The sequence below is a fragment of the Halomicrobium sp. IBSBa genome, from assembly GCF_017612575.1.
Taxonomy (GTDB): domain Archaea; phylum Halobacteriota; class Halobacteria; order Halobacteriales; family Haloarculaceae; genus Halomicrobium.
Genome location: NZ_JADPQC010000007.1, coordinates 1 through 25,445, shown reverse-complemented (window position 1 = coordinate 25,445; position 25,445 = coordinate 1). Strand labels below are relative to the sequence as shown.

The following is a 25,445-nucleotide window of genomic DNA, read 5'->3' as shown; positions in this document are numbered from 1 at the left end:
GAGCGGTCGTGGACGAGACTATCGCGTGGCTCCGCGAACGACCCTTCTACGAGGGGCAGATCGTCGACCAGCGGACGGTGCCGGGACGGGACGCGACCGTCGCCGACCTCGACGTACACGACCGGCTGGCCGACGCGCTGGCCGAGGACGGCATCGAACAGCTCTACGCTCACCAGGCCGAGGCCGTCGAGGCCGTCCGTGACGGCGACAACGTGGTGCTTTCGACCGCGACGGCAAGCGGCAAGAGTCTCGCCTACACGGTCCCGGCCTTCGAGCGCGCCCTCGAAGATCGCCGGACGACACTCTACGTCGCCCCGCAGGTCGCGCTGATCAACGACCAGACGGAGACGCTCTCGGCGCTGGCGGAGCGACTGGGCTTTGCCTCCGGCGTGTCGGTCGCCCAGTACACCGGCCGCCAGTCCCAGACCGAGAAAGAGCAGATCCGCGAGCGCCAGCCCACCGTCCTCCTGACGACGCCGGACATGCTCCACTACGGCATCTTGCCCCACGCACACCGCCTCTGGAAGTGGTTCTTCCAGCGGCTCGACACCGTCGTGGTCGACGAGGTCCACAGCTACCGAGGCGTGTTCGGCAGCCACGTCGCGCTCGTGTTTCGACGCCTCCAGCGCGTCGCAGCGCGGTTCGACGCCGATCCGGAGTGGCTCTGTTGCTCGGCGACGATCGGCAATCCCGTCGAACACGCCGCCACGGTGACTGGCACCGCCCCATTCTCGTACCGACTCGTCGACGACGACGCCAGCGCCAGCGGCCCCCGCCACTGGCTGGTGTGGAACCCGCCCGAGTACAGCGGCGACGGCTGGGGGAGCGGCCGCCGGACGTCCAGTCACGTCGAGACCAAACGGCTGTTCGTCGATCTGGTCCAGCGAGGCCTCCAGACGGTGGTGTTCACCGGCTCGCGCCAGACCGCAGAGCGCTACGCGACGGACAGCGCCGAGGCACTGCGCGACCGGGGAGCCCACGACCTCGCGGACGCCGTCGGTGCGTACCAGGCCGCACTGACCGACGACCGTCGCCGTCGGCTGGAGCGAGAGCTCAAGTCCGGCGCGCTGCGTGGCGTCTGGAGCACGAACGCGCTGGAACTCGGCGTCGACGTGGGCGGTCTCGACGCCGTCGTGCTCGATGGCTACCCCGGCACCCGGATGCAGACCTTCCAGCAGGCGGGGCGGGCCGGACGCGGGCGCGATCCCGCCCTCGTCGTGCTGGTCGGCGGGGAGGACCAGCTCGACCAGTACGTCGTCGACAACCCGGACACGCTGTTCGAGCACCCGCCCGAGCGCGCGGTGACGAACCCGGAGAACGAACAGCTCATGCCTGCACACGCCTGTTCGGCCGCCCGAGAGACGTGGTTGAAACCCGACGACGACCGGTACTTCGGCGAGACGTTTCCCGCGCTGGTGGCCGACCTGGAGCGGGACGGCCGCCTCACGCGCCGGACGACCGAGGCGGGGACCCGCTGGGTGTACAGCGGCGAGGGCAGCCCCCAGCACGAGACGAGTCTCCGGACCGTCGACGACCAGTCGATCCAGCTGCGCCACGGGGCGGACACGATCGCGACGCTGCCCCTCGGCGACGCGCTGCGAGACGCACACCCCGGCGCGATCTACCACCACCAGGGGACGACCTACGAGGTGACCGACCTCGACCTCGATCACGGCATCGCCGAACTCGACCGGACGTGGGCGGACTACTTCACGCGGGTGCGCCACGACAAAGAGATCACCGTCGAGGCCGACCTGCGGGCGGACACGCTCGACGCCCGGCCCGACGTGCCCGTGCGCTTCGCGGACGTGACCGTACGCAAGCAGATCACCGGCTACGAGCGCCGCGACGGCCAGAACGGCGAGGTGATCGGCCGGCGCAGTCTCGATCTCCCCGAGACCACTCTCAGGACCAAGGCGCTGTACGTCACCGTCCCCACGGATCTGGAGCGGGCGATGCTGGGCGAGGCGGTCCCGGCGACCGACTGCGGCCGCGACCGTCCGCCAGCGCCCGACGATCCCGGCGACTTCCCCGGCGGCATCCACGCCGCCGAACACGCCGCGATTTCGATGCTCCCCTTCGAGTACCTCTGTGATCGCCGTGACGTCGGCGGGCTCTCGACGCCGCTCCATCCCCACACCGACGAGCCGACGATCTTCGTGTACGACGGCCACCCCGGCGGCGTCGGCATCGTCCGGAGCGCCTACGACGACATCGAGGGGCTGCTGGCGACGACGCTCTCGATGCTGCGGTCCTGTGACTGTGCCGACGGCTGCCCGGCCTGCGTGCAGTCGCCCCACTGTGGCAACGCCAACGACCCGCTGGACAAGGGGCTGGCGACGTACTTGCTGGACGAGCTGACGGAGTGACCGCGTTCAGTTTAGAGAGAGATCAGCTCAGTTCCTCGACGAACTCCTTGACGATCTTCTCCTCGGCGCGGTGGAGCGTCTCGCTGCAGGTCGACTTGGCGATGCCGACCTCCGAGGCGAGTTCGGTCAGCGAGCAGTCCCGCGGCGTGTCGTAGTAGCCGTTCTCGACGGCGGCCTGGATCAACTCCAGTTGGCTCCCCGTGAGCAACTGCTCGGTCTCGACGTGCTGGCTGACCCGCTCGACGTGGAACGGAATGCCGAACTCTTCGAGTTGCTGGCCCAGCGCGGACAGTCGCTCCTGGGGCGCGGTGATCTCCCAGCGGGCCTCGCCGTCGCTGAGTGTGAACGGCATCTCCAGGGGGATTCCGGAGCCCTGGACCGGGAACAACAGGAGCGGATCGCTGGTCTCGAACTGGACCAGCGCCGTGTCCTCCCAGCGCTGGAGGATCTCCAGGCTGGTGACGGCCTCGGTCTCGTCCATCTCGCCCAGGATGGCGACCAGTTCGTCGGCGGTGATCTCCGTGAGCCCGACGCCCGACTCCTCGCCGGGGACCGCCGCCAGGATGCGAAACTCCGCGTCCGGAAACGACCGCGAGAGTGAACCGATCCACACCTCCTCTGGAATCGTCAGCGTCAGTTCGGCTCGTGGCATGTGTGCGAATATGTTCGTCCGGGGCGACGGGCCCTGTCCCGAATATGTTCGGTTACGGCCGTGGCGTGCAAAACTCTTGGGGAGAGCGCCGCGCTGTCGCACAGCGACCGCAGAAGGCTTAAACGGACGGGCGACGCGCCAGCACCCATGGAAGAAGTCACGGTGACACGGGACCTGCCGGCCGCACCCGAGGCGGTCCTCCCGCTGGTCGAAGAGACCGAGTCGTTCATGAGCGCCGCCGGGTTCGACGCCGTCCGCGTGGAGGGCGAGACCATCCGGATCCAGAACCGCGTGGGGCTGTTCGACGTCGAACTCATCGCCGGCATCGTCGCGGACGACGACGCCGTGCTCGCCTACGAACAGGAAGAGGGGATCTTCGAGGACATGCACACGGCCTACCACCTCGAAGAGACCGACGACGGCACGACGATCTCGGCGACGACCACGTTCGAGGCCGTCGACCTGCCGATCGTCGGCCAGGTGCTGGACGCGACCGTCGTCAAGCGCCAGCGCAGTTCCGAGCTGAACGCGCAGTTCGACTGGCTCGAAGCGGAACTCTCGTAGTCCGGTTCTCGCCCCCTGGAAAGTGTCCCCCACATGTTCGGGACGGTGCAGTCGGTCGTGGCGCTCCAAGCTGTTCGCATGAGCGTCTCACACGACGACGTCGAGCCCGTGACCGACCACGTCCACGAGAACTCCTGGTCGGTGAACCTCGAACAGCCAGAACACGGCGACGACCGCGACCTCGTCGTGGCCCAGGCGATCGACGCGATCGAACACACCGCCTCGGGCAACCACGTCAACCTCGTCACGCACGGCGAGCACGGCCACCCGGAGACGTACCTCTACGACGCCCTCGAAGCGCGCGAGGACGTGACCTACGACTACGTCGAACAGTGTGGCTGTGGCGGCCACGTGGTCCGCGTCCAGGTCCAATGAGGGGCGTCGACGTCGAGGAACGGCCGCTGGTGCTGATCTGGGAGCTGACCCAGGCCTGTGGCCTGACCTGCAAGCACTGCCGAGCCGACGCCCAGCCCGAGCGCCACCCCGACGAGCTCACGACCGCCGAGGGCAAGCGGTTGCTCGATCAGGCCGCCGACTTCGGCGACGGCCAGCTGGTCGTGCTCTCGGGGGGCGATCCGCTCGTGCGCGACGACGTGACCGAACTCGTCGCGTACGGTACCCGGCAGGGACTGGGGATGACACTGACCCCCAGCGGCACCGAGTCGCTGACTCCGGAGCGCATCGAAGCCCTGCAGGACGCCGGGCTCCGCCGGATGGCCCTCTCTCTGGACGGGGGCGACGCCGACTCCCACGACGCCTTTCGCGGCGAGTCCGGGAGCTTCGAGGCGACGCTCGCGGCCGCCGAGGCCGCCCGCGAGACCGGGCTCCCCTTGCAGATCAACACGACGGTGTGTGCCGAGACGGTCGACCAGCTGCCGGCGATCCGGGAACTCGTGGCCGACCTCGGTGCGGTCATGTGGTCGGTGTTCTTCCTCGTCCCGGTCGGTCGGGGCCGGGTGCTGACCCAGATTAGCCCCGACCGGGCCGAGCGGGTGATGGAGTGGCTCCACGAGGTCTCCGAGTCGGAGCCGTTCGGCCTCAAGACGACGGAAGCACCCCACTACCGACGGGTGACCATCGAGCGAGAGCGCGACGGCGACTCGGGAGACAACGACGGGCTCCAGCGTCGCACCGGCATCCGCGCGGGCCAGGGCTTTGCCTTCGTCAGTCACACCGGCGAGATGTACCCCTCGGGGTTCCTCCCGGAGTCGGCCGGCAACGTCCGCTCGGAGAGCGTCGTCGACCTCTATCGGGACTCAGCGCTGTTTCAGCGCCTCCGGGACGACAGTGCCCTGGAAGGAAAGTGCGGTGCCTGCCCCTACCGCGGGGTCTGTGGCGGGAGCCGCTCGCGAGCGTACGCGGCGACCGGCGACCCGATGGGCAGCGATCCGCTGTGCTCGTTCGTGCCCGACGAGTACGACGGCCCGCTGCCCGCGACCCACGAGGAACGCGTTCCCACAGACTGAGAACACGCGTTTCCCGTTTTACTGTGGGAACGCCAAGTAGCGGCTATGTCCGAGGGACTTCGCGTCGAGCTGGCGATCGACTCGCCCGAGGCCTGCCCCGTCGCCGACGTGTCCGAGCAGGTCGACGGGTCGGTCACGAACGTCACGCGTTCGACCGGGGGCGACGCAGTCGTCGAAGAGTTCTCCGCGCCCGCCGGGACCGAGGTGGGCGAGTCCGTCGAACCGCTCTTCGAGAACGGATCAGAGGCGCGCTATCGCTTCCGGCGCGATCCCGACCAGGACTGTTTCTGTGACGCCGTCGAGACGTTCGACTGTGCGGTCAGCGACATCCAGGCAGAGGACGGGCAGGTCATCGCCACGGCCCACGTCGACGACGCGGCCCAGGTGCGTGCCGTCGTCGAGGAACTCCGGGACGTGTTCGGCGACGTGGCCCTGCGCTCGCTCCACCAGCACGGCGAGGGGACGCTGGGGGACGCCGTCGTCGTCGACCGCGGACAGCTGACCGATCGACAGCACGAAGTGCTGGAGACCGCCCACGAGATGGGGTACTTCGACTATCCGAAAGGCGCGAACGCCGGTGAGGTCGCCGAGGCGCTCGACATCTCCGTCTCGACGCTGGCCGAGCACCTCGCGGCCGCCCAGACCAAGCTGCTCGACGACGTACTGGCGTAGAGCCTTTTCGCTGCTCTTCACCCGCGGGCGACGAACGCACTCGCGAGCAGGTAGGCGTAGCCGACTGCCCCCCCGAGCACGGCCAGCTGTCCGACCGCGGTCGCGCCCGGCACGACCAGCCCCGCGAGCTGGCACAGCAGTCCGACGGCGAGAAGCGAGACGCTGGCCAGCGCCGTCCGATCGTTCGAGCCCGGCCAGACGCCCACCGACGGGGGGTAGAACTGCAGGGCCGCACCGACGATCGTCAGGCCCAGAAAGCCCACGAGCGCGAACTGATAGTGCAGGGTCACCACGGCGGGGGCTCGCCCGGCGAAGACGAGGTGCGTCGCCAGACCGACCGTGACGACGCCAGCGGCGGCGGCCGCGAGGACGGCCCGCAGCCCGACCCGCGTGCGGTCGGAGCGGCGGTACAGCAGTCCGTAGGCGAGCGCGAAGCCGAGGATCGCGACCGCCTCGACGACAGCGCCGGCCACCAGGACCGACCCGCCGTCCAGCCCCGCCGCGAGGAGTGCGGGGCCGACGCTGCCGGCACCGAGAACGACGAACACGAGCACACGCGGGGGGTGTGCGACCAGAAACCGCGGGAACAGTCGGAAGCCGACAGCAAGCACCAGCAGCGTGGCCCCGCCCGCCCCCAGCAGGTGAGAGATCCGCACCGGGACACCGCCAAGCGGCGCTGGGAGCCCGACCGCACCCGCACACAGCGCGTAGCTCCCGACCGACAGATAGCCAGCGACGAGCGGGACGGCCGCGTTGCTGACGCGATCGATCGGTCGCCGGTCGGACTGGTGGTCGCCGGTGGCGGTCGCTGCGCCCGAGCGGTTGTCCCGGACGGTCCACCCGAGTGCGCCGAGCCAGACGAGAACACCGGCGAACCACGCCACCGCGCCGACTGTCGACACGACGCCGGGGACGCCCGGCCGTGTTCCGGCTGCCAGCGCGACGACGCCGACGACGGACAGGGGAAACTGGACGGCCGGCGCTCGCGGCGTCGCCAGCGTCCGGTCGAAGTACGACGGGATCAGCGCGTAGGACTTCCCGAAGACGGTGTGCAAGACGAAGCCGTACAGCAACAGGACGACCGCCAGCCGTCGTCCGACACCGAGGGGCGCGAGGACTGCCCAGGCGACAAAAGCGGCCGCGCCTGCCCCGACGAACCGCCGCGACCACCGCGAGACCCGTGGTGGCGACATCGTCGAAGGGACGCCCGCCGTCGGCCTAAAGCTACGGGCGAACGACTTGGGGACAGAGACTACTCCAGTTCTCGCTCGCGCTCCTGGCTTGCCCGTTCGCGGTACTCTTCGACGTCTTCGAGCGTCTCGGTCTCAAGCAGCCGGTCGAGCTTGCGCTCGAACTGCTCGTCGGTGAGTTCGCCTTCGGCGTAGCGACGGCGAAGCGCCTCCAGGGCCGTCTCGTCGTCACTTTCCGGCTCTCGCGTTCGCTCGTCCGTCGTCTCGCGCGACGAACTGTCGGTCAAGTCACCGGCCCACGTTTCGCGTTCGTCTTTGTCGCCGAACAGAGTCGCGGTCAGTGGAATAAACACGGCGTATCCGACGATCAGCGCCGGGAGCCACCACTCCTGGCCGGTGAACAGACCGAACATCCAGATCCCGGTCACCAGCATGGAGACGATCCCGGTGGCGTTCTCGCGGGCGCGATCGATCGGGGTCTCCTCGCTCATTGGTCGTGGTTCTCGGGAGACGGTTATAATGGTGGCGAGAGCGTCACTCGTCGCTGGACAGCGGCTCGATCGGGACCCCACCGACGCGCTCGCCCGGCGCTACGTCGCGGTTGACGAACGAGTGGGCGGCGACCGTCGCACCGTCGCCGATCGTCACGCCCGGCCGCGTCGAGGAGCCGTGACCCAGGGTCACGTCGTCGCCGATCTCGACGGGCCCGACGTGCCACTCGTCGGTGTAGCCCTCGTGGGTGAGCAGTTTCGTGCCCCAGCCGATCAGCGACCCCTCGCCGATCGTGATCTGTTCCGGAAAGAACGGGTCGACGACGACGGCCGGCGCGAGAACGGAGTCCGCCCCGATCTCGACGCCGAAGGCACGATAGACCGGGTTCTTGACGATCGGCGGCAGGTGTTTACACAGTTCGAAGACGTAGTACGTCAGGCCGAATCGGATCGGGTTCCGTATCTGGTACCAGCCGGCGGCCGGTACGTCGCGGACTTCGACGCTGTCGTCGACGGTCGACCGCTTCGCTTCGCGTCCGTCCATACCTGCCGTAGGTGCGCCGTCGACAAGTCGGTTCCTCCGGCGACGCCGCAGCGTCACTCGATCGACGCGAGGGCCTCGGCGTCGCCGAGGGCCGGATAGTCCTCGAAGATCGCGGAGGCGGTGTGTTCGCCGCTGATGAGACACATCGGCATCCCGATCCCCGGGGTCGTGTAGGCCCCAGTGTAGTAGAAGCCCTCCAGCGGACCGCGGTGACTCGGTCGGAAGGGGCCGGTCTGGAACAGGGTGTGGGCGAGACCCAGCGCCGTCCCATCGGGGTCGCCGTAGCGCTCGGCGAACTCGCTGACGCAGGCCGTCGTCTCCGAGACGATCCGGTCGCGGAGATCCACGCCGGTGTGTTCGGCCAGATCCGTGAGGACCTGCTCGCGGTACCGCTCGCGTACGTCCGGACCGTCGTCGAGGCCCGGAGCGATCGGGACGAGCGCGACGACCGCGTGGTGGCCGTCGGGGGCGACGGTGTCGTCGGTCTTCGATGTCACCGAGAGGTAGTAGGCCGGATCGTCGGGCCAGCGCGGCTCGTCGAAGATCGCCTCGAAGTGGTCCGACCAGTCCGTCGGCAAGACGAGCGTGTGGTGTTCGAGCGGGTCCACGTCGCCCTCGACTCCGAGATACAGCATGAACGCCGACGGCGCGTAGGTCTGGTCGTCCCAGTATCCGGGCTCGTGTGCGCGGTCCCGGTCGTCGAGCAGCGCTCGTTCGGTGTCGGCCGGGTTGGCGTTGCTGACGACGAGATCGCTCTCGACGAGGCCGTCGTCGGTCGCCAGTTCGAACTGACCGACCGCGCCGCCGACGTGCTGGACCTCGACGCCGGTCCGGATGGTGACGCCGTGCTCGCGGGCCAGCTCCGCCAGCGCGTCGACGACACTGGCGATACCCCCCTCGGGGTAGAAGACGTTCAGGTTCAGGTCGACGTGACTCATGATCGAGTACAGCGCCGGGGTGTTGTACGGCGAGCCACCGAGGAAGACGAGGGTGTACTCCAGGAGCTGGCGGAGCTTCGGGTGTTCGACGTAGCGGCTCACGTAGTCGTCCATGTTCCCGAACAGGCGATAGCGCGGTGCCATCGGGAGCAGGTCGGTGTCGACGAATTCTCGGAGTCGCTCACGGCCCTCGTAGACGACGCGATCCATCGCCAGCTCGTAGTTGCGCTCGGCGTCGTCGAGGTACGCGGCGAGTGCCTCGCCGGCCCCCGTCTCGTAGGACTCGAAGATCGCCTCGACGCGGTCGCGGTCGGGCGGGACCGTCACGCTGTCGCCGTCCTTCCAGCACACCCGGTACTGTGGATCGAGTCGCTCCAGTTCGTAGTAGTCGCCCGGCTCGCGGTCGAAGTGAGCGAAGAACCGCTCGAACACGTCTGGCATCAGGTACCAGGACGGTCCCGTGTCGAACCGGAACCCGTCGCGTTCGAGCACACCGGCGTGGCCCCCGACCCGGTCGTGGCGTTCGAGCAGTCGGACGTCCAGGCCCGCCCGTCCGAGGTACGCGGCCGCCGAGAGGCCGCCGAACCCGCCGCCGATCACCGTCACCGTCGGATCGCCCGAGAGCGGATCTCGCATGGCCGCTGCTAGTGATCCCGTCGTTTTGAGGGCACCTCGCGTTCTCACACACTGGGAGTTAGGTATCCCACTTTTTCCACGAACGACGCTAGCGTCCGACGATGCGCCCGACAGAGACTTCCTCGCCGTGGCGGCTGCACCGGGACGCGGACACACACCCGTCGCTCGGACTCTCGCGGGCCGCGCTGCTGGTCTTGGTCGTCGGGTTCGGCGGGCTCGCCCTCGCCGGGATCGAGGTCCCGCTCCGGGCCCAGATGGTCGTCTACCTCGTCGGGATGGTCGCGCTGAACCTCCCACACGGCGGGTACGAGCACTTCGAGAACCTCCGGCGGCGACGGCCGACGGTCCGGTGGCGGTACGTCGGAGCGTACCTGCTGGCGATCGGTGCCTTCGTGGGACTCTTCTTGCTCGCGCCGGTCGCGGGGCTCGCGCTCGCCCTGGTGGTCGCGATGGCGAAAGGCGGGCTCGGTGGGCTCCACGTACTGGCGGCGACGAGTGGCACCGAGCACCTACAGACCCGTCCACAGCGTGCGCTCGCGGTCGCCGTTCGAGGCGGTGCGGTCATGCTCGTCCCCATCGTCTTCCACCCGACGACGTTCCACAGCTTCAGCTCGCTGATGGTCGGGCTCGTCGAACCCGGCGCGCTTGCGGCCTACAGCGGCCAGTTCGACCTGACACGGCGGGTGATCGCCGTCGGCTACGCGCTCGCGCTGGGCACGCACGTCGGACTGGGCTACGTCCGGGGCGGCGGCCGCGCCTGGCTCGTCGACGCTGGCGAGTCCGTCCTGCTGGCCGCGTACTTCGCCGTCGTGCCCGTGCTGGTCGCGGTCGGTCTGTACTTCCCGTTCTGGTACTCGGCCCGCCAGGTCGCTCGGACGGCGACCGTCGAGGCCGAACCGGTCGGAGACGACGAGTGGGACCTGGTCGGGGGCACCTCGGCGTCGACGGTGGCGCTGCGCGCGTGGGGCATCCTGATCGCCGGTGCGCTGGCGACGTTCGCCGTCCTCGCGGTCGTCTACTGGCTGTTCCCCAATCCCCTCGCCGGGACCGCCGCACTCCCCGGTGCAGTCGCGTTCTGGAGCGTCTTCATCAGTATCGTCGCGCTCCCACACGTCCTCGTTGGCTCGCTACTGGACCGCGACCGGGGCATCTGGTACGTCCCGTGACTACGGCAGCGTGAACGGCTGCCAGCCGTCCGGCTGACCGCGCAGGCCGCGCACGCGCACCTCGCCATCGGCGTCGCTCGACTCCGGTTCCCGGACTTCGATCCGCCCGTCGGCCACCTGGCTGATCGTGTTGACCGTCTTCGTGTCGTGGGTCGTCGGATCGATCGAGAACAGCCCCAGTCCGTCGGCGCTGTCGATTCGACCAGAGAGCGTCTGGACGAACCGGAACAGCGCCCGCATGTCGACGTACATCGACAGCGACGAGAGGCTGACCAGCCCGGTCCGGACGCGGCCGTCGACGGCGTCGGCGTACAGCGACTCGTACAGCGCCGAGAAGCGCATCCCGATGCCGGTGAGGTCGCTCTGGGTCGAGATCGACCGGACCCTGAGATCAAACTGTGACTCTGCGAGGTCCTGGCCGGTACAGTCGATGACGCCCGCCCGGTCGGTGTCGAACGACGGGTGGAGTCGACGGCAGCTGTCGAGCAGCTTCTCGCAGCTCTGGTTGGTCGAGACGAACAGCATGCCGTCGCCCGTCTCCGTCCCGTCGGCGACCATCGAGCGGACGAGATCCTCGGCGCGGCTCAGCGCCGGCCCGGCGACCAGCACGGTCGAACCCGCCTCGATCGGTTCGATCGGGACGCCGTCGCCGAACTCGTAGCCGCCGCTCATGGGTCTCCTCCGTCCGTCTCGACGCCGTCGTCCAGTCGAGCGTGGAGTTCGATCACGTCCATGGCGACGGCCGCCAGGTCGCGGAGGTACGCTTCGTCGGCCGCCGAGAACGAACGCGGCTCGTCGTCGTAGATACACAGCGGCCCGATCACGAGCCCGCTCCTGGTCACGAGGTTCGCGCCCAGATACGCCCGAATTCCCATGTCCAGGAGCGTGTCGCTGCGGGACTCGAAGCGCGGGTCCTCGGTCACGTCCTCGACGGCGAGCACGTCGTCGTCTTCGACGATCGTGAACGTACAGATAGAGTCCTGCCGGTCCATCGTGTCCCACTCGTTGGCCCCGCCGTAGCAGGCCAGAAAGTCCTGGCTGTGCTCGCTGATGATGTTGATCGAAGCGCGATCGACCGAGAAGTGCGTGGCCGCCAGGTCGGTGATCCGGTCCAGGGAGTCAAGCAGTGCCCGGTCGTCGAGATCGTACGACTGGAGGGCCGCCAGCCGCTCGCGCTCGTTCTGTGGCAGCGGGTAGGAGGCCTGTGACTTGCCCTCCACAGTCGTCTGGAGCAGTCTGGCCAGGCGCTCGGTCCCGAACACCGAGCCCTTGCCGACGTACTCGGTGATGGTCCCGCGCAGTTCGTCGGTGCCGATGGCGTCCGGGGATGCGTCGGTGTAGAGGATACACCCCGCGTCGGGTGCGGTGTCACGGACCGCGGTGACCAGTTCCAGACCCGTGCCGTCGGCCAGGTCGTACTCCGTGACGACGGCGGCCAGATCGGTCGAGACGACTGCTTTCGCGTCGTCGAGGGTCGCCGCGGTCTCGAAGACCGGATCGAACTCCGTGAGCTCGGTCCGGAGCTGTTCGACCGTGTCCTCGCGGGCGTCCTCGTCGGGATCGACACAGAGGATGCGATGAGACGGCATGCTGTTGGCTACACCGTCTGCCACGAGCGGTATGTACGTACTGGCCGAAGTATCAGCAGCGAAAACTGCGAGTGCTACTCCGTGCCAAGCACCGCGTCGAGCGTCGCGTCGTCGACGTGGCGGCCTTCCCGGCCCGCCGTGTAGGTCTTGGCGACGGCGATGGCCCGGCCGGTCCGGGAGTCGCCCAGATCCGGTGAGAGCTCCGACTCCAGCAGGTCGGTCGTCCACGAGCACTCCTCGTAGTCGATCTCACCGGCGACGAGGCCCAGACACAGCGAGACGACGATGTCGTTCATCGCGTCGGTGACGAACGCGGGGGTCGCTCCGCTGATCGCCCCCAGTTGCTCTACGTCGACCTGTGTCCCGTTGACCGTCGCAGCGAACACGACCGAGCCGGCGGCCAACTCGGCGGCCGTGTAGTCGCTGTCGGGTTCGTCGGCCGCGTACCGTTCGAGCGTCCGCCGACTCTCCTCGGCGACGGCGTCGGAGAGGTCGAGTTCGGCGACGAGATCGGCGACGATCTCCTCCGGGCTGGGGCTGGGGATGTCCGCGTCGATCGCCTCGTCCAGCGCGCCCAGCGTCTGCACGACGGCGCGGGCCTCGACGGGCCGGCGAGCGGCCACGTCCCCGACGTCGGTGTCGGCCTCGTTCAGCCGCAGCCCCGCGACGAGTGTCGCCCCCGCCAGCTCGGTCGCGTTCGACACGTCGACCTCGCCGACGGCGTCGCCCACCATCCCGCGTGCGAGCAGGCGCGTCGGCGCGTCGACGCCGAGCTCCTCGACCAGCGCGTCGATCTCGTCTTCGACCGCCTGGACGGTCACCTCGGGCTCCGCCTCTGTCTCTGGGGTCTCGGACTCGCTGTCCGTGTCTTCCGGTGTCGGCGTAGCGGGAGTCTCGCCGTCCGTGTCTCCCCCCGTCGGCCCAGACGGAGTTTCGGGCTCGCCGACCTCGTCGGGCTCCGAAGCCGACTGCTCCTCGGCTTCGCCAGCGCCGTCGGTGGCCGTCGCCGTTTCGACCGGCTGGGCCACCTCTCCCTCCGTCTCGGCGTTCATCTGGTAGCGCTCGTCTTGCAGTCGATCGCCGAGCAGGCGTTTGAGCGCCTCCGCGCGGTTCTCGATCGCCACGCGGCTGGTCTTCGAGGCCCCGCTGAGGACGTTCTGTACGTCCTCCGCGTCGTGGCCGTTGACCAGCGCCGCCAGCGACAGCGCACCCCCGGCGGTCGCCCCCGGCGAGCGCCCGTTCGCGATCACCTCCGGATTCAGCTCGAAGGCGTCGAGCAGAATCCGGTGTGCCACGTCGACCAGCGAGTCGGGCATCTCGACGGCCAGGCCCAGGCGGTCGGCGAGCGCCTGGGGCTTGGGCGGGACCTCGTCGACGTCGAGGTAGACGCTCGCGGTGTCGAGTCGCTGCTCCGTGATCGTGATCTCCCGGTCGTCGAGCAGCTCGGACCACGCGCTCGCGACCGTGTCCTCGTCGACCGGGAGCCCGTCCTCGCGAGCCGACAGGACCAGTGCCGCCGCCAGGAAGTCGTCGATGTTCTCCTCGTCGATCTCGGGCTTGTTGCGCAGCTGTCCCAGCCGGACCTGGGTGATCTGTAACGTCTCTTTCGGTATCTGGAGTTGCTCGCAGACGCGGAGCAACCGATCCTCGACGCCGTCTCCTGCACTACTTGCCATAGTGCAGTCGTTCACGCTTCACTGTCTTAACTTTTGGATGCTCGAAACACCGATTGGTGCTGTCGCGGGACCGTCGCCGTCCCGAGGTGGCGCGGGACCGTCGCCGTCCCGAGGTGGCGCGGGACCGTCGCCGTCCCGAGGTGGCGAGAGGCAGCCGCCCTCACCGCTCGTCGGCGGGCCCGAGGCCGGGGATCGCGACGGCCGCTTCGAGTCGATCCATCGCCAGCGCGGTCGTCAACACCAGCGCGAGATACAGCACTGCCACGACGGCGTAGGTGTCCGTGACACGGAAGCTATCGGCGGCGATGATCCGTGCCTGCCGGAACAGTTCGGGCACGGTGATGAACGCGGCCAGCGAGGAGTACTTGATGAGATAGACGAACTCGTTGGTCCAGCCGGGGATCGCGTAGCGCAGTCCCTGTGGCAGGACGACGTGGCGGATCCCCGCCGCCTTCGAGAGGCCGATCGACCGGGCGGCCACGAGCTGTCCGCTGTCGACCGACTGGAGCGCCCCCCGGATGTACTCGGCCTGGTAGGCCGAGGAGTTGATCGTGAAGCCGACGATCGCCACGAAGACGGCCGCCCGTGGCACGGCCCCCTCGCCGACGAACCCGAGCCCCTCGATCTCCGCTGCCAGGGGGAGCCCGTAGTACAGCAAGAACAGTTGGGCGAGCAGCGGCGTCCCGCGGATGAGCTCCGTGTACGCGAGCGAGACGGTGCCGACGATCCGCCCGCCGTAGACCCGCGCGACGGAGAGCGGGACGGCGATCGCCAGTCCCAGCACCATCGACGCGAGCGTCAGGTACACCGTGATGAAGGCACCGGCGGCCATCGCCGGCCCGCCCTCGATGGCGAAGGCCGTCAGTTCGAACGGCCAGGCGAGCCACTCCGCGAGGAGTCCGAGCGGCCCCAGATCGGCACCGACGGCGGTCAGGGTCTCGGCGGCGTTCTCGAACGGTGCCGTCGGGAGCCACGGCTCGCGAGCGAGCACCGCCGTCTCCGAGCGGAGCAGGTCTGGGAAGCCAAGCGCCGTCGCGACGGCGTCGAGGACCGTGTTGTGGTAGGCCCAGCGCAGCGACAGCCACGTCCAGAAGACGACGCCGACGGTCACGACGGCGAGGCGTCGCCGGCCCGGCAGATCGCCGACGGCGGCGGGTTGGGTCTGGTCCGTGCTCATCAGTGGATCTCTGTGAGATCGCCCAGGAACTCGCGTGTGCGGTCGTGTTCGGGGTCGTCGAACAGCTGTTCGGGCGGCCCCCGCTCGACGATCTGCCCGTCGTCGAGGAAGGTGAGCGTGGTGGCCGCAGAGCGGGCGAAGCCCATCTCGTGGGTGACACACAGCATCGTCATCCCCTCGTCGGCCAGGTCGTCCATCACGCCAAGCACCTCGCCGATGAGCTCCGGGTCCAGCGCGCTGGTGGGCTCGTCGAACAGGATGAGTTCGGGGTCCATCGCCAGCGAGCGAGCGATCCCGACCCGCTGTTTCTGGCCGCCCGACAGCTCCGCCGGGTAGGAGTCTGCCTGCTCGGCCAGCCCGACGCGATCGAGGTACTCCATCGCGCGGTGGTGGGCCTCGGCGCTCGGGAGATCGAGCACCTCGGTCAGCCCCAGCGTGACGTTGCCCACCGCGGTACGGTGCGCGAAGAGATTGAAGTCCTGAAACACCATCCCGACCCGTCGCCGGAGGTCGTTCTCGTCCATCGCGTGGATGTCCTCGCCGTCGAGGAAGATCGACCCGCCGTCGATCTCGGTGAGACGGTTGACACAGCGCAACAGGGTGGACTTGCCCGACCCGCTCGGGCCGACGATCACCTCCACGTCCTGTGTGTCCATCTCGAACCCGACGCCGTGCAGTACCTCCTCGTTCCCGTACGATTTCTCGACCTCTTCGAGTCGAAGTAGGCTCATTCGTTGCCTCCTGGGATCGCGTAGCGGTCGTGTAGTCGATCGAGCGTCCGGTTCGTCGCGACGGTCAATACGAAGTAGATCGCGGTGATCGTGAGGATGACCTCCATCACGGCGGTGCCCCGGCCCGGCTGGAGATAGAGGTTCTCGGCCCGGGTCAGCAGCTCCGCCAGCCCGATCGCGAAGGCGACGCTCGTGTCTTTCAGCACGATCGTGAACTCGTTTTGAAAGCCCGGAATCGAGCGCCGGATCGCCTGCGGGAAGATCACGTGGCGGATGGCCTGGAGCTTGCTCATACCGATCGAGCGGGCCCCCTCCATCTGGCCCTCTCTGATCGACTGGATCGCGCCCCGAAACACCTGGCTCTGGTAGGCCCCGCTGCGGAGCCCCAGCGCCAGCGTCGCCGCGAGAAACGGCGTCACCTGGATGTCGAGCGCCGGCACGGTACCCAGCTGTGGGATCGGGAGCCCGAAGTACAGCAACACGACGAGCACGACGATCGGCGTGCCACGGAGGACGACGCCGACGGTGCCGACCACCGACCGCAGCGAGTCCGGCCCGTACACCTCGATCGCTCCCATCGGGAAGCCGGCCAGGAACCCAAGCGAGAGACTGGTGATCGTCAACAGCACCGTGACGATCGTTCCCAGCAGCAGGAAGTCCGCGTTGCTGGCGACGAAGAGCCAATCGCTGCTTTGCAACACGAGCCCCGCCATCTATCTCACTCGAACCACTCGCCGACGAGCTCGTCGTAGGTGCCGTCGTCGCGCAGTTCCGCGAGCGCGTCGTTCAGATCGCTCAGGCGCTCGTCGTCGGGGCGCATCCCCATACCGAACTGCTCGCCGGTGTCGATGACGAACGCGATCGCGACCGCACGGTCGCCCGCGAAGCTCCCGGCCACGGGCTCGTCGACGATCACGGCGTCGACGTTGCCGTTTTCGAGGTCCTGGGCGGCCAGCGTGTAGTTGTCGTAGCGCCGGAGGTCGTCTTCGGCGACGAGTCCCTCCTCGACGAGTGCCTCGGCTTCGCCCTCGCCCGTGGTGCCGCCCTGGGCACCGACGCGGACGCCTTCGAGATCCTCGACAGACGCCGGCTGGAACTCGCCGCCTTCCTGGACGAGGACGGCCTGGCTGGACTCCCAGTAGGGGTCGGTGAAGGCGATCTGCTCCTGGCGGTCCGGGCCGATCGTCATGCCGGCGGCGATCAGGTCGATGTCGCCGTCCAGCACCGACGGGATCAGCGACTCGAAGGCGATGTCCTGCCACTCGCCGACCTCGTAGCCGGCCCGGTCGATGACCGTCTCGGCCAGTTCGATGTCGAAGCCGACCAGTTCGCCGTCCTCGGTGTACTCGAACGGCGGGAACCCGGAGTTCGTTCCGGGGACGATCGTCTCCGTGTTCTCTTCGCTACTCGAACAGCCGGCGATCGCTGTCGTGGCCCCGAGGGCCCCGACAGTCTTCATGTACGCCCGCCGATCCATACTGTACGTACGAGCCATACCGATTGATCGGTAGAGCCACTGTTGAACGTTTCGGGCCTGTTCTGGATGGTCTATCATGCCGACGGCGGGGATCGGGATTTTTCGAAGCCGGGCGAGGCCGTAAGATCCGAACCGCCACTGGCCGGCGTCGCCGTCCGGCCGTCGCTACCGCGTTCGAGGCCGGCCTGTACCGCGCCGCCGACGAACGGTCACACTCTCCCGAGCGCGCCAGTATCAGGTCTGGATACGTAGGGACCGAGTTTATCTGTGCCCTTACCTACCACGGTAGTATGACCAGCCCAGCACAGTCGATGAGCTTCTTCATGCTCATCTGTGCTGTGCCGATCGTCGGGCTGGCCGTCTACACCGTTCGACGGCGGGACCGGCCCGGTGCGAACGGGCTGGTGCTCTGTCTCGTGGGGATGGCCGGATGGTCAGTCATGCTCGCGCTGATCACGTGGCCGACACAGCTGTTGCCGGTGTGGATAAACACCACTGTCCGCCATTTTTTCCAGATCCTCGTCGTCTTCGGCTGGCCGCTGTTCGTCCGAGAGTACATCGAACGCGACCGGGTCGACCTGTCGTGGATCGCCGGAGCCGTCCTCGCGGTGATCCCTGCGCTCACGATCGTCCTGACGGCGACGAACCCGTTACACCACCTCGTGTTAGCACCAGAAACCCCCGCGAATCCCGCCGGAATCAGCGAGCTGGCGCTCGGTCCCTGGTACATCGTCCACATTGGGTTCGCCGTCGCGCTGGTCATCCTGCCCGTCGGACTCCTCCTCCGGGAGCTACAGACGGCTCACGGAGCCCACCGAAAGCACCTGTTGCTGGTGTTGACGGGGTGGGCGATCGGCTTTCCCGGCGCGTTACAGACGCACCTCTTTCGGACGATCGACGCGATCCCACTCTACGTCGACCTGACGCCGCTCGCCTTTCTCGTCACGGCCGGGCTCTGGGGCGTGTCGCTCTTTCGCTACCAGCTGTTCATGATGGTCCCCGTGAGCCGCCGGACCGTCGTCGAGACGATCCCCGACCCCGTCGTCGCCATCGACGAGAACGGCCTCGTAATCGACGTCAACCCCGCCGGCAAGCGGCTGTTCGGGACGCCAGACGATGTCGCCGGCCTCCCCATCGAGGAGCTGTTCGCCGACTACCCGTCGCTCGTCGAGTACTACCGTCGGGGCAGCAGCGACGTGGCGTTCGAACTCACCCGCGACGGCCAGTGTCGGCAGTTCTCGGTGACGTGCGAGCGGATCCGTGACGGTGGCTCGGAGGCGGTGCTGGTGTTACGTGACATCACGCCGGTCAAACGACGAGAGGAGACCCTCAGACAGCGCGAGCAGGAGCTGCAGATGCTCAACCAGGTATTCTCTCGCGTCTTCCGACACAACATCCGGAACGAGCTCCTCGTTGCCCGTGGCCACATGGACCGTGTCGGACACCGGACCGACGACGAGACGGTCGAGGAGAGCGTCCAGACTGCGATCGACGCGACCGAGCGGCTGCTCGGACACGCCGAGAAGACCAGAGAGATCCAGCAGATCGTCGACAGCGACCCGGACTCGACGGTCGTCTCACTGGAGACGCTGGTCGCGACGGCTATCGATCCCTACAGGGACGACACGGCAGAGGTGACGATCGAGGTCGCGGTCGACGACGTCCCCGTCGACGTGATCGAGCGCTTCGAGGCTGCCGTCGCCAACGCGGTCGAGAACGCGATCGAACACAACCCGACGCCGCTGCACGTCGGGATCACGTCTCGGGTGGCACAAGACACAGTGACACTCTGTATCGAAGACGACGGCGGGGGGATTCCAGACAACGAGATCGCCTTCCTCACCGAGGGCGAAGAGACGGTGCTCAATCACGGCTCCGGCGTCGGGCTGTGGGTCCTGAACTGGTACGTTCAACGCTCGGACGGGACGCTGTCGATCACCGATACGGGCGGTGGCACGCACGTCGAGATGACGCTCCAGCGTGCGAACGACGCTTTCACGGAGTGAGACTGCCGGTCGCAGCTCCGGAAGCGGTCTCGCCGACAGTGTCAGCGGTAAGCCGCACCGACGGCGTCGGCCAGGACACTGGGCTCGCGGTAGTGCTTGCTCACCGGCGGGACCGTCTCGTCGAGGTCCAGCAGCTCGTAGACCGCCACCATCGCCGACCGGACGGAGTACTCGACGGTGAACACGACGTCTCTGTCGAGTTCGGCGTACTGGCCGAGGAAGGCGAGGTTGTTCGATCCGTCGGGGACGACGGCCGGTCGGTCGCCGGGCTCGCGGGGCTGGAAGTGTGCCGTGATGAACGGCATCATCGCGGGAATGCACTCGACGCCCTCCAACAGCTCCGGCAGTCGGTCCTCACACTCCAGGTGGTAACACAGCTCCTGGAGGATCTCTCGGCCGGTACACTCGGACATCGGCTTCTCCACGTAGTTCCCCTCCCGGTCGGGGAACAGCGCGTACCCCCAGAAGATTTTCACGTCGTCTGGCTGGTTCGCGAAGTGGGGCTGAGCGGCGACGACCGTCGAGAGCAGCCAGTTCGACCCGAGGTAGGTCACGAGCCCGTTGCCGGGGTCTTCGTCCGTGAACTCCACGATGTGGTCGAACAGGTCGGTGTTGTGCAGCGTGACGGTGAACGACTCCCACTTCGTCTCCGTGACGTTGTCCGCGAACACCGACGGATTCCCGAACTGCGGATTCCCGTCTGCGATGGACTTCCACAGCTCCCAGGACGCGCCGGTTTCGTTCAGTTCCGGAGCCTCGTCCATCCCGCCGAGCGACGTCCCGTCGGTCATCGAGCCGTTGGTCACGAACACCAGGTCGGTCGGCTCGACCGGGATCGCCTCGGTCCCGCTGTCGGTCTCACAGTGGATCTGCGTGACCGTCCGGCCCGCCCGCGAGGTGACGATGTCCATGTCGGTCACCTCGTGGCCGTACTCGAAGGAGACCCCCCGGTTTTCGAGCCAGCGTCGCAGCGGGAGGATCATCGAGTCGTACTGGTTGTACTTGGTCCGGTCGACGCCCTCCATCGTGTGGAGCCGGGGGAACTCGTGGAGGAACCGGTACATGTACCGCCGGACTTCGGCGACGCTGTGCCAGGGCTGGAAGGCGAAGATCGTCGCCCAGACGTACCAGAAGTTCGTCTCGAAGAAGTCGTCGTCGAACCACTCTTCGATCCGCGTGTCGCCGAGTCGCTCTTCGGAGGTCAGCAGCAGTCGGAGCAGCGAGCGCCGGTGTCGCCCGGTGAGACCGTAGTTCGAGGCGTCGATCCGCGTCGCTCCGTCCATCAGACGCGTCTCGGCGTAGGACTCGTGGATCTCGTTGAACTCGTTCATCTCGGCTTTGACCGAGCGGGCGGGATCTTCGAGAGACGGAATGGTCCGGAACAGATCCCACGTACACTCGTAGGCGGGGAAGTTGAACATCCTGCCGCCACGGATGACGTATCCCTCGTCGGGGTCGCCCGCGCCGTCCATCGCCCCGCCGACGACGTCCAGTTTCTCGTAGATGTGGATGTTCTCGCCGGGCATGTTCCCGTCTCTAATGAGGAAGGCTGCGCCGGCCAGTGACGCGATACCACTGCCGGTGAAGTGTGCTTCGCGATCGGTGACGTGAGGTTGCTGGTGAATGGTCATTGGGGATCTCTCCGTTCGGATCGGGCCACGGTGTGGTTCGTCGGCTCGTTACGTGTCGGAATACGAGGGTGTCGGCAGTAACGATTTGCAGGATAATTCCTGCTTTTTATAAAACGACTACTCCACGCTCGCGATCGTCTCGGCGACGAGTTGCTCGTGGCCGCGCCGAAGCCGTTCCGAGAGTGCAGACGTCGTCGTGTCGAGTTCGTCCGCGAGTGTCGCGAGGTCGGTTTCGCGGGGTACCTCGAAGTAGCCCATGCGATAGGCCACCCGCAGTGCCTCCCGCTGTGGTTCGGTCAGCCCGTAGCTCTCGGTACTCCCCTCGGCCTCGAAGAGCCGCCGTGGCTGGAAGTCGATCCCCGCCTCACGACAGGTATCACTGAACGCTTCGAGCGCGTTCCTGTCTGCAAAGTGGGCACTGACTTGCCACCCGTGCTGGGTCACGAGCGCACCGCTTGGATACGTCTGGCGATCGACGAGTTCGCCGTAAATCCCGACGTGTGCCGTATCCAGCACGACCCGGTACCGCGACTCGACGAGCGCCGACTCGATGGCGACGAAGTCGACCACGGAGTCTGCTGCTGTGAGGGCGGCCTCGATGTCGTCCGGATCGACGCCAGTCGTCGAGAACACCAGCGCCGGCTCTCCGTCCGTCCCCAGGACGGTGTTGTCGACCGTCAATGTCGTCTCGACCGCCGCCGCGACGCCACAGAGCGGGAGCGCCGCCGAGTGCAACTCGAATTCACAGATGACGCCCATACTGTGGCCTCCCGGCAGGGCACCGTAAGACTGTGGGTGAGCCGTTCGAGCGCCCGGACGACCGAACGACGACCGTCGAAGCTGAAGTAGTCCCCCTCTCTAACTGGGCCAGTGTGATACTGCCGGCTGTCACTTCGTGAGGATCTTCGCCACCCCGGGGTGGCGAAATCGTTCACAGATGTACAGCCGGTAGTATGAGGAGTGAGCAGTTCGTTGGTTTTGGTGTCTCTGCTCGATAGCGTTCAGCTAAGCAGGAGTGCTGGAGTGGCGACACCGAAGGGCAAGCACCGCGAGGGCTTTCGGTGCTTTCTCGCCAGTTTCGATCTCTCATCCGAATACCGCTGCCTCCGTGGCGCGACCATTTATGTGCGCGCGTACCACACGGGTGAGCATGGAACAGCTATCCTCGTGTTACTTCTGTGGTGCCGCCCTCGACGCCCAGATCGAGCCGTACCAGGTCGTGCCGGCGTCGCTGGACCCGACCGACGACCAGCAGCGAGCCGTCTCACTGTGTCCGAGCTGTCGCCAGAAGCTCGCACACGTCGTCGAGACGGTCGTCGAAGCCAGCGACGACGGGGACGCCACCGCTGCCGTAGACGACGTGCCGGATCTCGACCCCGAGGGCGCGCTCCTCGACGACGAGCCAGGCACCGCGACCGGAGCCGACGACGCCGTGGCCGACGGCCAGCCGACGGACGCGAGCAACGACACGAAGCCGGAACCGGAACCCACACGCGAGGGGCGATCCGACGACGGCAGCGAGTCGTCCCAGTCCGACGCCGACGGCCAGACCCAGCGAACCGGGTCGAGTTACTCGCACAACGGCACGGGCGACGATCACGGTGCCGACCGCCGTCGCGACGGCGAGACACGAACGGACCGTGCTTCGGACGAACGCCGAACAGAGAGCGCCGAACGACGCGACGATGCCCGTCCGCGACGGGACGGCCGGGACGCGAGCGACGACGCCGAGGCCGACCGGACCCAGCAGACGCACAGTGCCGGCGACACGGGCGAGGAGGACGACGGACCGTCCCTGACGGCACTGGAGTACAACAAGGTGATGCGACTCCTCCAGAACCGCGAGTTCCCGGTCGAACGCGCGGAGATCCACGACATCGCGACGAGCGCCTACGAGATCAGCGACCGGGAGTTCGACGCGATCATCGACGCCGCGATCAAGCGCGGGCTCATCGACGAGGAGAACGGGACGCTCGTGAGCGGCGACTGATCGCGCTCACTCGACTCGTTGCGTGTAGGTCACCTGTTTTTCGGTGAAGCCGCTGTCCTCGTAGAAGTTGCGCGCTCCCTCGTTGGCCCACTCACAGGAGACTTTCAGGTAGTCGACGCCGCGTTCGCGCGCGAGTCGCTCGACGCACTCGATGGCCGCGGTGCCGTGGCCCTGACTTCTGTGGCCCTGCTCGACGAACAGATCGACGATCTGGAGGTACCTGTCCAGTGCCCGTGAGGGGTGTTCCCCTTCGCGGACGAGCACCGAGCCGACCGTTCGGCCGTCGACTTCCAGCAGGAAGGCCGTGGTGTCGTCACCGTCGATGTGGTGCCGTGTGATACCCTCGACGACGTCTTCCGGATCGTCGTGAGCCAGCTCGTTCAGTTCCGAGTACGGCTCCATCTCGCTGGCCAGCTGGAACCAGTACTCGGCGAGCAGTTCGGCGTCGTCTCGCGTCGCCTCGACGAGATCCATACGCCGGTCACAGACCCCTCGTCGATAGCTGTTCTGGTGGTCTGGGAACCGATCGCACGCCAGCCGATGGTCGTCTTTAGTGAAGCGAATGCGGGCGTTGCTACCCAAAATCTGTTAACGAAACACTGCCCGAACGACTCCCCGAAGGCATACGGACGGGGCCGCCGAAGGGCCGGCTATGGAACTGCAGACACTCACGGATCGACTGGACGAGCGACTCGACACGGCGGCCTACGCCGATCTGGACGCGAGCCCGAACGGGCTCCAGGTCGAGACCCGCTCGACCGAGATCGAGCACGTCGCCGTCGCCGTCGACGCCGCCGAGGCGACCGTCGAGGCGGCCGCCGACGCCGGGGCCGATCTCCTGGTCACACACCACGGCATCGTCTGGGGCGGGATGGAGCGACTGACCGGGACCCACTACCGTCGGATGGCTCCCCTGATCGAGCACGGCATGGGGCTGTACGTCTCTCACCTCCCGCTCGACGGCCATCCGGAACTGGGCAATGCGGCCGGACTCGCAGACCTGCTCGAACTGGACGATCGGACTCCCTTCGGCGAGGTCGGGCCGGAGTACATCGGCCAGCGCGGACGGGCAGCCAGCAGCTTCACCGCCGAGGCCCTCCGATCGTCGCTGGCCGACGAACTCGACACCGCCGGCCACCCCGTGCAGGTGCTCGACTTCGGCCCCGACGAGATCGAGGACATCGCGATCGTCACCGGAAGCGGCAGCGACTGGATCGGCGAAGCCGCCGAGGCTGGCGTGGACGCGCTCGTGACCGGCGAAGGCAAACAGAAAGCCTACCACGAGGCCCGCGAGGCGGGGCTGACGGTCGTCCTCGCCGGCCACTACGCCACGGAGACCGTCGGCGTCCAGTCCCTTGCTACGCTGCTCGAAGAGTGGGGCCTGACCACGACCTACGTGGATCACCCGACCGGACTGTAGCGACCACGACGGACCGTATCGCTCAAGCGCCCTCGGCCGCCACTGTTCGCCGATGGACGCGCCGGTCGAGTTCGACGCGATCGACGAGCACGACGACCTGATCGCGTGGTCCCGTGCCTACTGCAAGCACGCCCGTCGCGAGTGGCTCGTGGACGTGCGCCTCGACCTCGTCGAGTGGACGGTCTCGACGCGAGCCCGCCGCCGTGCCGCCGCGGTCAGACACCCCCAGATCGACGACGCCACCGTCGACGAGGCCCTGGACTGGGACGCCGTCCCCGGTGCCGACGGCAGACCACTCGCCTGTACGCTGTCACTGACCTGGGACGCGTTCCGCGAGTTCTCGCAGGCGGAGTGGGCGTCGACGCTGCGCCACGAACTGATCCACGTCGAACAGTACCAACACTGCGGCACGACCGGCCACGGCACGGCGTTCCGGCGTCGCGCCGAGACACTCGACACCGAGGTCCACTGCCGGACGTTCGCCGACGCGCGCTGGACCTTCCAGTGTCGAACCTGTGGCACCGTCGTCGCCCGACGCTACCGAGACTGCCCGTTCGTCCGCGAGTACGACCGCTACCGCTCGGACTGCTGTGGCGACCGACTCCGACGCGTCGAACGGACGACGTGAACCCTGTCGGGGACGATCAGCTACCGGCGTTGCTCCGGCGAATCGTTCAGCCGCTCTCTCCGTTGTCCATCTGCTCGATCACCTCCTCGCCGAGCGGCGGGAGTGATTCGCCGATCGCCTCCACGTCCTTCGCGCTTCGACTGAGGCGGTCCAGCAGGTCGTTGAAGCTCTCGTCGTCCCGCTTCATGTCTCGGAGTCGCTCCTTCACGTCTTCGCTGACTCGAATCGTGCCCATGTGTGTACATGGCTGTGTTGAATCACTAGGCGGCGTCGGGATGGGTCGCTAAATCAAAGGAGTTGAAGCGGGAGACTCCAGTTGATCATGACTCAAATCTCCCGCTTCATTAGCGAAGTTGTTCCGGTTGCTCAAGTTGTTACCGGTGATGGAGACGAATCCGCCGCCCCGGAAGGTGGCGGCGGATTCGCCGACTA

26 protein-coding genes and 1 pseudogene are annotated in these 25,445 nt (G+C 67.5%); 11 read left to right on the top strand and 16 right to left on the bottom strand.

Annotated features, from left to right (window positions below; genetic code table 11):
• The first annotated feature begins 8 nt into the window (after positions 1-8).
• Positions 9-2,369 carry a DEAD/DEAH box helicase gene (locus tag IL252_RS14880; protein ID WP_208628655.1) on the top strand — a complete coding sequence of 787 codons (2,361 nt, stop codon included), beginning with the start codon at positions 9-11 and terminating at the stop codon, positions 2,367-2,369.
• 22 nt (positions 2,370-2,391) lie between these two features.
• Here IL252_RS14880 and IL252_RS14875 read toward each other — a convergent pair whose 3' ends face one another.
• Positions 2,392-3,021, bottom strand: coding sequence for a helix-turn-helix domain-containing protein (locus IL252_RS14875; RefSeq protein ID WP_208628654.1), 630 nt, complete (start codon positions 3,019-3,021; stop codon positions 2,392-2,394).
• A 147-nt stretch (positions 3,022-3,168) separates the two neighbouring features.
• On the opposite strand from IL252_RS14875, the gene IL252_RS14870 reads away from it, so the two are divergent.
• From IL252_RS14870 to IL252_RS14855, 4 genes are all read left to right on the top strand, one after another.
• Positions 3,169-3,585 carry an SRPBCC family protein gene (locus IL252_RS14870; RefSeq protein WP_208628653.1) on the top strand — a complete coding sequence of 139 codons (417 nt, stop codon included), beginning with the start codon at positions 3,169-3,171 and terminating at the stop codon, positions 3,583-3,585.
• Between the two features lie 78 nt (positions 3,586-3,663).
• Entirely contained in the window at positions 3,664-3,960 is a 297-nt protein-coding gene (locus tag IL252_RS14865; protein WP_206039146.1) for a CGCGG family rSAM-modified RiPP protein, read from the top strand.
• Complete coding sequence (locus tag IL252_RS14860; RefSeq protein ID WP_208628652.1) at positions 3,957-5,051, top strand: radical SAM protein; 1,095 nt, start codon at positions 3,957-3,959, stop codon at positions 5,049-5,051. Before IL252_RS14865 ends, IL252_RS14860 begins: the two co-directional genes overlap by 4 nt.
• A 45-nt stretch (positions 5,052-5,096) precedes the next feature.
• Entirely contained in the window at positions 5,097-5,723 is a 627-nt protein-coding gene (locus tag IL252_RS14855; RefSeq protein ID WP_208628651.1) for a helix-turn-helix domain-containing protein, read from the top strand.
• A gap of 17 nt (positions 5,724-5,740) precedes the next feature.
• Here IL252_RS14855 and IL252_RS14850 read toward each other — a convergent pair whose 3' ends face one another.
• From IL252_RS14850 to IL252_RS14835, 4 genes are read right to left on the bottom strand one after another with little or no spacing between them, the layout of a single operon-like run.
• Positions 5,741-6,916 (bottom strand): hypothetical protein, encoded by a 1,176-nt coding sequence (locus IL252_RS14850; RefSeq protein ID WP_208628650.1) that lies wholly within the window; start codon positions 6,914-6,916, stop codon positions 5,741-5,743.
• Positions 6,917-6,975: 59 nt separating this feature from the next.
• Positions 6,976-7,404: an SHOCT domain-containing protein gene (locus tag IL252_RS14845; protein ID WP_208628649.1), complete on the bottom strand. Its 429-nt coding sequence runs from the start codon at positions 7,402-7,404 to the stop codon at positions 6,976-6,978.
• A gap of 43 nt (positions 7,405-7,447) precedes the next feature.
• Positions 7,448-7,948 (bottom strand): DapH/DapD/GlmU-related protein, encoded by a 501-nt coding sequence (locus IL252_RS14840; RefSeq protein ID WP_208628648.1) that lies wholly within the window; start codon positions 7,946-7,948, stop codon positions 7,448-7,450.
• A 53-nt stretch (positions 7,949-8,001) separates the two neighbouring features.
• Entirely contained in the window at positions 8,002-9,522 is a 1,521-nt protein-coding gene (locus tag IL252_RS14835; RefSeq protein ID WP_208628647.1) for an NAD(P)/FAD-dependent oxidoreductase, read from the bottom strand.
• Positions 9,523-9,623: 101 nt separating this feature from the next.
• On the opposite strand from IL252_RS14835, the gene IL252_RS14830 reads away from it, so the two are divergent.
• Complete coding sequence (locus IL252_RS14830) at positions 9,624-10,688, top strand: Brp/Blh family beta-carotene 15,15'-dioxygenase (protein ID WP_208628646.1); 1,065 nt, start codon at positions 9,624-9,626, stop codon at positions 10,686-10,688.
• On the opposite strand, the gene IL252_RS14825 is transcribed toward IL252_RS14830, so the two are convergent.
• The 7 genes from IL252_RS14825 to IL252_RS14795 form a co-directional block, all read right to left on the bottom strand.
• On the bottom strand, positions 10,689-11,360 hold the full coding sequence (locus IL252_RS14825) for a hypothetical protein (protein WP_208628645.1): 672 nt from the start codon (positions 11,358-11,360) through the stop codon (positions 10,689-10,691).
• Positions 11,357-12,277: a GAF domain-containing protein gene (locus IL252_RS14820; protein ID WP_208628644.1), complete on the bottom strand. Its 921-nt coding sequence runs from the start codon at positions 12,275-12,277 to the stop codon at positions 11,357-11,359. The genes IL252_RS14825 and IL252_RS14820 overlap by 4 nt, the downstream gene beginning before the upstream one ends.
• Positions 12,278-12,351: 74 nt before the next feature.
• Positions 12,352-13,953, bottom strand: a complete 1,602-nt coding sequence (locus tag IL252_RS14815; RefSeq protein ID WP_208628643.1) for a hypothetical protein — start codon at positions 13,951-13,953, stop codon at positions 12,352-12,354.
• A 160-nt stretch (positions 13,954-14,113) separates the two neighbouring features.
• On the bottom strand, positions 14,114-15,130 hold the full coding sequence (locus IL252_RS14810) for an amino acid ABC transporter permease (RefSeq protein WP_208628642.1): 1,017 nt from the start codon (positions 15,128-15,130) through the stop codon (positions 14,114-14,116).
• The gene (locus IL252_RS14805; RefSeq protein WP_208628641.1) at positions 15,130-15,861 is read right to left on the bottom strand and encodes an amino acid ABC transporter ATP-binding protein; all 732 of its coding nucleotides are present in this window, start codon (positions 15,859-15,861) and stop codon (positions 15,130-15,132) included. The genes IL252_RS14810 and IL252_RS14805 overlap by 1 nt, the downstream gene beginning before the upstream one ends.
• Positions 15,858-16,574 (bottom strand): amino acid ABC transporter permease, encoded by a 717-nt coding sequence (locus tag IL252_RS14800; protein ID WP_208628640.1) that lies wholly within the window; start codon positions 16,572-16,574, stop codon positions 15,858-15,860. The genes IL252_RS14805 and IL252_RS14800 overlap by 4 nt, the downstream gene beginning before the upstream one ends.
• A 5-nt stretch (positions 16,575-16,579) precedes the next feature.
• Positions 16,580-17,356 (bottom strand): basic amino acid ABC transporter substrate-binding protein, encoded by a 777-nt coding sequence (locus tag IL252_RS14795; protein WP_208628639.1) that lies wholly within the window; start codon positions 17,354-17,356, stop codon positions 16,580-16,582.
• A gap of 272 nt (positions 17,357-17,628) precedes the next feature.
• Here IL252_RS14795 and IL252_RS14790 point away from each other — a divergent pair, with 272 nt between their 5' ends.
• On the top strand, positions 17,629-19,344 hold the full coding sequence (locus tag IL252_RS14790) for an ATP-binding protein (protein WP_208628638.1): 1,716 nt from the start codon (positions 17,629-17,631) through the stop codon (positions 19,342-19,344).
• A 41-nt stretch (positions 19,345-19,385) separates the two neighbouring features.
• Here IL252_RS14790 and IL252_RS14785 read toward each other — a convergent pair whose 3' ends face one another.
• Both IL252_RS14785 and IL252_RS14780 read right to left on the bottom strand, forming a co-directional pair.
• Complete coding sequence (locus IL252_RS14785; RefSeq protein ID WP_208628637.1) at positions 19,386-20,975, bottom strand: oleate hydratase; 1,590 nt, start codon at positions 20,973-20,975, stop codon at positions 19,386-19,388.
• A gap of 117 nt (positions 20,976-21,092) precedes the next feature.
• Positions 21,093-21,734: a helix-turn-helix domain-containing protein gene (locus IL252_RS14780; RefSeq protein WP_208628636.1), complete on the bottom strand. Its 642-nt coding sequence runs from the start codon at positions 21,732-21,734 to the stop codon at positions 21,093-21,095.
• Positions 21,735-22,125: 391 nt separating this feature from the next.
• Here IL252_RS14780 and IL252_RS14775 point away from each other — a divergent pair, with 391 nt between their 5' ends.
• Positions 22,126-22,965, top strand: coding sequence for a hypothetical protein (locus tag IL252_RS14775; RefSeq protein WP_208628635.1), 840 nt, complete (start codon positions 22,126-22,128; stop codon positions 22,963-22,965).
• A 6-nt stretch (positions 22,966-22,971) separates the two neighbouring features.
• Here IL252_RS14775 and IL252_RS14770 read toward each other — a convergent pair whose 3' ends face one another.
• A complete protein-coding gene (locus IL252_RS14770) occupies positions 22,972-23,439 on the bottom strand; it encodes a GNAT family N-acetyltransferase (RefSeq protein ID WP_208628634.1) in 468 nt (155 codons plus the stop codon).
• 178 nt (positions 23,440-23,617) lie between these two features.
• Here IL252_RS14770 and IL252_RS14765 point away from each other — a divergent pair, with 178 nt between their 5' ends.
• Both IL252_RS14765 and IL252_RS14760 read left to right on the top strand, forming a co-directional pair.
• Positions 23,618-24,385: a Nif3-like dinuclear metal center hexameric protein gene (locus IL252_RS14765; RefSeq protein ID WP_208628633.1), complete on the top strand. Its 768-nt coding sequence runs from the start codon at positions 23,618-23,620 to the stop codon at positions 24,383-24,385.
• A gap of 52 nt (positions 24,386-24,437) precedes the next feature.
• Complete coding sequence (locus IL252_RS14760) at positions 24,438-25,013, top strand: SprT-like domain-containing protein (protein WP_208628632.1); 576 nt, start codon at positions 24,438-24,440, stop codon at positions 25,011-25,013.
• A 46-nt stretch (positions 25,014-25,059) separates the two neighbouring features.
• Here IL252_RS14760 and IL252_RS14755 read toward each other — a convergent pair whose 3' ends face one another.
• Positions 25,060-25,248 carry an antitoxin VapB family protein gene (locus tag IL252_RS14755; protein WP_208628631.1) on the bottom strand — a complete coding sequence of 63 codons (189 nt, stop codon included), beginning with the start codon at positions 25,246-25,248 and terminating at the stop codon, positions 25,060-25,062.
• Positions 25,249-25,335: 87 nt separating this feature from the next.
• On the opposite strand from IL252_RS14755, the pseudogene IL252_RS14750 reads away from it, so the two are divergent.
• A pseudogene (locus tag IL252_RS14750) lies at positions 25,336-25,445 on the top strand (IS5/IS1182 family transposase); the annotation flags it as partial.